We start from the raw sequence: 7,479 nt of genomic DNA, 5'->3' as shown, positions 1-7,479 counted from the left end.
ACTCGAACCCGCGACCTCCGGCGTGACAGGCCGGCGCTCTAACCAACTGAGCTACATCCGCACTCTAATCGCGCACCAGCGCGAGCCGCGTCTGATAGGTCCCGCCCGGAATCGTGTCAACTGCCCACGGGCGTTAGGGCCACGGTAGGGACTCTGGGTGGATCTACCCGGGGACTGCCTTCCGGGCCGGATTTTGCAATGCGGCAAACCGAGGTTTGAACCCGGCGCAAGGCTGGTCTAGAAGGTCGCGCGACTCCCGCGAGGAATCCATGAACGCCTTTCTTCTCGAGTACCTCCCGATCGTGATCTTCCTGGGGATTTCCTCGGCGATCGGGATCGTCTTCATCCTGGCTTCGGCCATCCTCGCGCCCAAGGCGCCGGATCCGGAGAAGCTTTCGACCTACGAATGCGGCTTCAACGCCTTTGACGACGCCCGGATGAAGTTCGACGTCCGGTTCTACCTGGTCTCGATCCTCTTCATCATCTTCGACCTCGAAGTTGCATTCCTCTTCCCCTGGGCGGTCTCCCTCATGAACCTGCCACATGAACAGGCTACATTCGCCTTCTGGTCGATGATGACCTTCCTCGGGATCCTGACCGTCGGTTTCATCTACGAATGGAAGAAGGGGGCCCTCGAATGGGACTGACCGTTCCTGCTGGAGCCGCCGCCCGCTCGGCGGTCGAGGGCTACGACGCCAAGCTTCACGACGCCTATTTCGACGGCGTCTCACAGGAGCTGGCCGACAAGGGCTTCGTGACTGCCGCCGCAGATGACCTCATCACCTGGGCCCGCACAGGCTCGCTGATGTGGATGACCTTCGGCCTGGCCTGCTGCGCCATTGAGATGATGCACGCGTCCATGCCGCGCTACGACCTTGAGCGCTATGGCTTCGCCCCGAGGGCCAGCCCGCGCCAGTCGGACGTGATGATCGTGGCGGGAACCCTGTGCAACAAGATGGCCCCGGCCCTACGCAAGGTCTACGACCAGATGCCCGAGCCGCGGTACGTCATCTCCATGGGCTCCTGCGCCAACGGCGGCGGCTATTACTATTTCAGCTATTCCGTGGTCCGCGGCTGCGACCGGATCGTTCCGGTAGACATCTACGTCCCCGGATGCCCCCCAACCGCCGAGGCCCTGGTCTACGGGGTCCTGCAGCTTCAGAAGAAGATCCGTCGCACCGGGACGATCGAAAGATGAGCTGGCCTGTCGCGTCCGATACCCTCCAGGCCCTGGGCGCCGAAGTGGCTGCGGCCGCAGGCGCGGGCGTTTCCGCCACCGTCGATTGCGGTGATCTCAGCCTCGCTGCACCGGCAGCCCGTATCCTTGAGGTTCTGGGTCTCCTGCGGGACCGGTTTGGCTTCCAGCAGCTGACGGACCTGACGGGTGTCGATCATCCTGACCGGGCCCTGCGCTTCGACGTGGTCTACCAGCTGCTGTCCTTCACCCGGAACGTCCGGCTCCGGGTCAAGGTCCAGACCGACGAGGACACTGCGGTTCCCTCGGTCACCGGCCTGTTTCCCTGTGCGGAATGGTACGAGCGCGAATGCTTCGACATGTACGGCGTCTTCTTCTCCGGCCATCCGGACCTGAGGCGCATCCTGACCGACTACGGGTTCCACGGGCATCCGCTCCGCAAGGACTTTCCCATGAGCGGCTATGTCGAGCTGCGCTATGACGATGAGCTCAAGCGCGTGGTCTACGAGCCGGTGAAGTCCGTCGAGTTCCGCAACTGGGACTTCATGTCGCCCTGGGAAGGGGCCAGCTACGTCCTGCCGGGCGATGAGAAGGGGGAGGCGCGCTGATGGCCGACGACATCGCCTTGGGCTCCGCCCTTCCCGAAACCCCCGTCCGTAAGTTCAACATCAATTTCGGCCCCCAGCATCCGGCGGCGCACGGGGTGCTGCGCCTGGTACTCGAGCTGGACGGTGAGGTCGTCGAACGGGTGGACCCGCACATCGGCCTCTTGCACCGCGGTACCGAGAAGCTGATGGAGGCGCGGACCTACCTGCAGAACGTGCCCTATTTCGACCGGCTCGATTACGTCGCGCCGATGAACCAGGAGCATGCCTTCTGCCTGGCCATCGAGCGCCTGTCGGGCATCGAGGTCCCGGTCCGGGCCCAGCTGATCCGGGTCCTGTACTGCGAGATCGGCCGCATACTGAGTCACCTGCTCAACGTGACGACCCAGGCCATGGACGTCGGCGCCCTGACGCCGCCGCTCTGGGGCTTTGAGGAGCGCGAGAAGCTTATGGTGTTCTACGAGCGGGCCTCCGGTGCCCGCCTGCACGCCAACTTCTTCCGTCCCGGTGGGGTCCGCCAGGACCTGCCTGACGCCCTTATCGACGACATCGAGACCTGGGCCAAGGCCTTCCACAAGCCGCTGGGCGACATCGACCGCCTGATCACCGGCAACCGGATCTTCAAGCAGCGTAACGTCGACATCGGTGTGGTCAGCCGCGAGCAGGCCATGGCCTGGGGCTTTTCGGGCGTCATGGTCCGGGGCTCCGGCATCGCCTGGGACCTGCGCCGCAGCCAGCCCTACGAATGCTATAGCGAGCTGGACTTCGAGATCCCGCTCGGCGTCAATGGCGACTGCTACGACCGCTATCTCTGCCGGATGCAGGAGATGCGTGAGAGCGTGAAGATCATGCTCCAGTGCGTCGAGCGCCTGCGGAAGACGCCAGGGCCGGTGCTGACCGAGGACAACAAGGTCGCCCCGCCCCGCCGGGGCGAGATGAAGCGGTCGATGGAAGCCCTGATCCATCACTTCAAGATCTATACTGAGGGCCTGCACACGCCAGCTGGTGAGATCTACGCCGCCGTCGAGGCCCCCAAGGGCGAGTTCGGCGTCTTCCTGGTCAGCGACGGCAGCAACAAGCCCTACCGCTGCAAGATCCGGGCTCCGGGCTTCGCCCACCTCTCCGCCATGGACTGGCTCTGCAAGGGGCACATGCTGGCGGATGTCTCGGCCATCCTGGGCTCCCTCGACATCGTCTTCGGCGAGGTGGACCGGTGAGCGCCCCCGCCTGCATCACGCCCTTCGACGTCGTCGAGGCCCAGTTCACGGCCTACAACGCCCAGGACCTCGACGCCCATTGCGCGGCCTACGCCGATGAGGTGGTGGTCGCCGACTTCAACGGCGCCGTGACGATCTCGGGCATCGATGCCTATCGCGAGAAGTACCGTCAGGTCTTCGCGGATTTCCCGCAGAACCGTGCCGAGCTGCTCAACCGCATGGTGGTAGGCCATCACGTGATTGATCACGAACGGGTCTTCCGCGCGCCGGGGTCCGATCCCTTCGAGGTCGCCGCCATCTACACCGTTTCGGACGCGCGGATCGTGCGCGTCGACTTCATCAAGTGAGGCCGGTCACGTGAGCGTCCGCAGGCTAGCCGCCAACCAGCCCGACAGCTTCGCCTTCAGCGCCGAGAGCCTGAAGCAGGGGAAGGCGTGGATCGCCAGGTTCCCCGAGGGCCGCCAGCAGTCCGCCGTCATCCCCATGCTCTGGATTGTCCAGAAGCAGCAGGGCTGGGTCTCCGAGCCCGCGATCCGCGTCGTGGCCGAGATCCTCGGCATGCCGGTCATCCGGGTCTACGAGGTCGCCACCTTCTACACCATGTTCATGCTCGAGCCCGTCGGCTCCCTTGCCTTGGTGCAGGTCTGTGGGACAACACCCTGCATGCTGCGGGGGGCCAATGACCTGAAGGCCGTCTGCCAGCGCCGCTTCGGCGACCGCGACCACATGTCGCCTGACGGCAAGGTGACTTGGCAGGAGGTGGAGTGCCTTGGGGCCTGTTCCAACGCGCCCATGGCGGCCATCAACGACTATTACTACGAGGACCTGACGCCCGAGATTTTTGAGCAGATCCTCGACGAGTTCATCGCCGGCAAGCCCCGGGCTCCGGGCTCGGTCATCGGCCGCCAGGGCTCCGCGCCGGAGGGCGGCTCGGCCGTTCTCCAGGACGCGAGCCTGTTCGACGGTTCGGCGGCCAAGGCGCTGAAGGCCCTTCCCAACGCTGAGCCGAAGACAAGCGGCGTGACCAAGGAGGCGGCTCAATGATCGGGCGGAGTTCGGCGACCGGCGCGGGCCGGATCGGTCTGGAGGCTTAGGGGCGCATCGTGGTCGGAATTCTCGAGGACAAGGATCGGATCTTCACCAACCTCTATGGTCTCCAGGACTGGGGCCTGGAGGGGGCGAAGCGCCGCGGGGCGTGGAATGGTACCCGCCTCATGCTGGAGCAGACGCCGGAATGGCTGTGCGACCAGATCAAGGCCTCGGGCCTGCGGGGCCGGGGAGGGGCGGGCTTCTCCACCGGGCTGAAGTGGACCTTCATGCCGAAGGCCGAGGGTGCGCGTCCGCACTACCTGGTGATCAATGCCGACGAGTCGGAACCGGGCACCTGCAAGGACCGTGAGATCCTCCGCAACGATCCGCACCTCCTCATTGAAGGGGCGATGATCGCCAGCTACGCCATCCGGGCCCACACCTGCTACATCTACATCCGCGGCGAGTACGTGCACGAGCGCGAGCGCCTCGAAGCCGCGATCAAGCAGGCCTACGAGGCCAAGCTGATCGGCAAGGGCAACCTCCACGGCTGGGACTTCGACGTCTTCGTGACCCATGGCGGCGGGGCCTACATCTGCGGCGACGAGACCGCCCTCATGGAGAGCCTGGAGGGCAAGAAGGGCCAGCCGCGCCTGAAGCCGCCCTTCCCGGCGGGGGCCGGCATCTATGGCTGCCCGACCACCATCAACAACGTCGAGTCCATCTCGGTGGTGGGAACCATCCTGCGCCGTGGCGCGGCCTGGTTCTCCGGCTTCGGCCGTCCGAACAATACCGGTACCAAGCTGATGGCGATCTCCGGCCACGTGAACACGCCCTGCGTGGTCGAAGAGACCATGTCCATTCCCCTGAAGCAGCTGCTCGAGGACCATTGCGGCGGCGTCCGCGGCGGCTGGGGCAACCTCAAGGCGGTGATCCCAGGCGGCTCATCCGTTCGCATGATCCCGGCCCATGAGGCCGAGACGGCCCTGATGGACTTTGACTCCCTGTCCTCCCTGAAGTCCGGCCTGGGCACGGCGGCGGTCATCGTCATGGACCAGTCCACCGACATCGTCCGCGCCATCGCCCGCCTATCCTACTTCTACAAGCACGAGAGCTGCGGCCAGTGCACGCCCTGCCGCGAGGGCACGGGCTGGATGTGGCGGGTCATGGAGCGTATGGCCACCGGCGAGGCGGACATGAAGGAGATCGACATGCTCCTCGACGTCGCCAGCCAGATCGAGGGCCATACCATCTGCGGCCTCGGCGATGCCGCCGCCTGGCCGATCCAGGGCCTCTTCCGCCACTTCCGGCCTGAGGTCGAAGCGCGGATCACCAACTACCGTGCGGGCAAGCCGCACGTGCAGGGTGCCTCCCTGCAGGCCGCGGAGTGAGCTGAGCCATGCCGAAAGCCAAGGTCAACGGCGTCGAGGTCGAGTTCGAACCCGGCATGACGGTTCTGCAGGTGGCGGAACTGGCCGGGGAGGAAATCCCTCGGTTCTGCTACCACGAGCGCCTGTCCATCGCCGGCAACTGCCGGATGTGCCTGGTCGAGGTGAAGCCCGGGCCGCCCAAGCCCCAGGCCTCCTGCGCCCTGCCGGCCGCTGACAACCAGGAGATCTTCACCAACACCCCGATGGTCAAGAAGGCCCGGGAAGGGGTGATGGAGTTCCTGCTCATCAACCACCCCCTCGACTGCCCGATCTGCGACCAGGGCGGCGAGTGTGACCTCCAGGACCAGGCCGTGGGCTATGGCCGCGACGGCAGCCGCTTTGGGCTGAACAAGCGGGCCGTTGAGGAAAAGGCCATGGGCCCCCTGATCAATACGGTCATGACCCGCTGCATCCAGTGCACGCGTTGCGTGCGTTTCATCAGCGAAGTCGCCGGCGTGGCTGAGATCGGTCTCATCTCGCGCGGCGAAGATGTTGAAATCACGACTTATCTTGGCAGTGCAGTGACCTCGGAGCTGTCCGGTAACGTCATTGACCTCTGCCCGGTCGGCGCCCTGACCTCCAAGCCCTACGCCTTCAACGCCCGTCCCTGGGAGCTGAAGAAGACCGAGACCGTCGACGTCATGGACGCCATGGGCGCCGCCATCCGCGTCGACAGCCGGGGCCCGGCCGTTCTGCGCGTGCTTCCCCGGGTCAATGAGGACGTCAACGAGGAGTGGATCTCGGACAAGACCCGCTTTGCCGTGGACGGCCTGTCCCGTCAGCGGCTCGACAGTCCCTTCATCCGCGAGAACGGGAGGCTGCGCCCCACGACCTGGGCCGAGGCCCTGTCCCTCGCCGCGGCCCGCCTGTCCTCTGCAAAGCCCGAGCGCATTGGTGCCATCGCCGGCGACCTGCAGGACGCCGAGTCCCTGAAGGCGACGCTCGATCTGTTCCGCGCCCTGGGCTCGGCGAATACCGACTGCCGCCAGGATGGCATGGCCCTGGGCACTGGCCCTCGGGAGTCCTGGCTGTTCAATGCCGGGATTTCGGGGCTGGAGGACATCGACGTCCTCCTCCTGGTGGGGACCAACCCGCGGTTCGAGGCGCCCGTGCTGAACGCCCGCCTGCGCCGCCGCTGGCTCTCCGGCGACCTCCAGGTGGGCCTGGTCGGCGCGGTCGCTGACCTGACCTACAGCTTCGACCACCTGGGCGAGACCGCTTCGGCCCTCACCGCCCTGGCCAAGGCCCGCTCAGGCTTTGCCAAGGTGCTGAAGGGGGCGAAGGCTCCGGCCCTCATCATCGGCGCCGGCGCCCTGTCCGGCCCGCACGGCGCGGCCGTGGCCTACGCCGCCGCCCAGGTTGCCAAGGCCTTCGGGATGAGCTGGAACGTGCTCCACACTGCCGCCTCCCGGGTTGGCGGCCTGGACATGGGCTTCCTTCCCGGCGAAGGCGGTTTCGACGCCCGGGCCATGACGGCCAAGGGCACCCTGGACGTCCTCTTCCTGCTCGGCGCAGACGAGATCGACCTGTCGGCCTCCGATGCCTTCCGCATCTATCTCGGCTCGCACGGCGACGCCGGGGCCCAGGCGGCGGACCTGATCCTGCCCGCCGCGGCCTATACCGAGAAGGACGGCCTCTACGTCAACCTCGAGGGACGGGTGCAGATGGGTCAAAGGGCCGTCTTCCCCAAGGGCGAGGCCCGGGAGGACTGGACCATCCTGCGCGCCCTGTCCGAGCGCCTCGGCAAGACCCTGCCATATGACAGCCTCGACCAGCTGCGGGCCCGGCTCTTCGCCGACCATCCCACCTTTGGCCAGATTGACTGGGCGCCCCGGGGCCAGGCCGACCTGTCGGCCATCGGCGCGGCTGGAGACGTAGGGGACGCGCCACTCGCCAGTGCGGTGAAGGCCTTCCATCTCACCAATCCTGTCGCGCGCGCCAGCGTGACCATGGCCGAGTGTGCCGCCCTGGCGGCGGGCCCGGCGAAACTGGCGGCGGAGTAG

At 66.3% G+C, this 7,479-nt stretch carries 8 protein-coding genes; all 8 read left to right on the top strand.

Annotation, left to right across the window (positions count from 1 at the left end; translation table 11 throughout):
* The first annotated feature begins 269 nt into the window (after window positions 1-269).
* From WCJ52_RS02095 to nuoG, 8 genes are read left to right on the top strand one after another with little or no spacing between them, the layout of a single operon-like run.
* Window positions 270-647: an NADH-quinone oxidoreductase subunit A gene (locus WCJ52_RS02095; protein ID WP_336901634.1), complete on the top strand. Its 378-nt coding sequence runs from the start codon at window positions 270-272 to the stop codon at window positions 645-647.
* Window positions 617-1,198 (top strand): NADH-quinone oxidoreductase subunit B family protein, encoded by a 582-nt coding sequence (locus WCJ52_RS02090; RefSeq protein WP_336901633.1) that lies wholly within the window; start codon window positions 617-619, stop codon window positions 1,196-1,198. Before WCJ52_RS02095 ends, WCJ52_RS02090 begins: the two co-directional genes overlap by 31 nt.
* Window positions 1,195-1,803: an NADH-quinone oxidoreductase subunit C gene (locus WCJ52_RS02085; protein WP_336901632.1), complete on the top strand. Its 609-nt coding sequence runs from the start codon at window positions 1,195-1,197 to the stop codon at window positions 1,801-1,803. Before WCJ52_RS02090 ends, WCJ52_RS02085 begins: the two co-directional genes overlap by 4 nt.
* The gene (locus WCJ52_RS02080; protein ID WP_336901631.1) at window positions 1,803-3,017 is read left to right on the top strand and encodes an NADH-quinone oxidoreductase subunit D; all 1,215 of its coding nucleotides are present in this window, start codon (window positions 1,803-1,805) and stop codon (window positions 3,015-3,017) included. The genes WCJ52_RS02085 and WCJ52_RS02080 overlap by 1 nt, the downstream gene beginning before the upstream one ends.
* Window positions 3,014-3,364, top strand: a complete 351-nt coding sequence (locus tag WCJ52_RS02075; RefSeq protein ID WP_336901630.1) for a nuclear transport factor 2 family protein — start codon at window positions 3,014-3,016, stop codon at window positions 3,362-3,364. Before WCJ52_RS02080 ends, WCJ52_RS02075 begins: the two co-directional genes overlap by 4 nt.
* Window positions 3,365-3,374: 10 nt before the next feature.
* The gene (nuoE, locus tag WCJ52_RS02070) at window positions 3,375-4,061 is read left to right on the top strand and encodes an NADH-quinone oxidoreductase subunit NuoE (RefSeq protein WP_336901629.1); all 687 of its coding nucleotides are present in this window, start codon (window positions 3,375-3,377) and stop codon (window positions 4,059-4,061) included.
* Between the two features lie 59 nt (window positions 4,062-4,120).
* Window positions 4,121-5,437: an NADH-quinone oxidoreductase subunit NuoF gene (gene nuoF / locus WCJ52_RS02065; RefSeq protein WP_336901628.1), complete on the top strand. Its 1,317-nt coding sequence runs from the start codon at window positions 4,121-4,123 to the stop codon at window positions 5,435-5,437.
* Window positions 5,438-5,445: 8 nt separating this feature from the next.
* Window positions 5,446-7,479: an NADH-quinone oxidoreductase subunit NuoG gene (nuoG, locus tag WCJ52_RS02060; protein ID WP_336901627.1), complete on the top strand. Its 2,034-nt coding sequence runs from the start codon at window positions 5,446-5,448 to the stop codon at window positions 7,477-7,479.

Origin of the sequence: Phenylobacterium sp. (genome assembly GCF_037138395.1) — a bacterium.
Classification (GTDB): domain Bacteria; phylum Pseudomonadota; class Alphaproteobacteria; order Caulobacterales; family Caulobacteraceae; genus Phenylobacterium.
The sequence above is the reverse complement of the archived record's forward strand: the minus strand, read 5'-3'. Positions and strand labels throughout refer to the sequence as shown.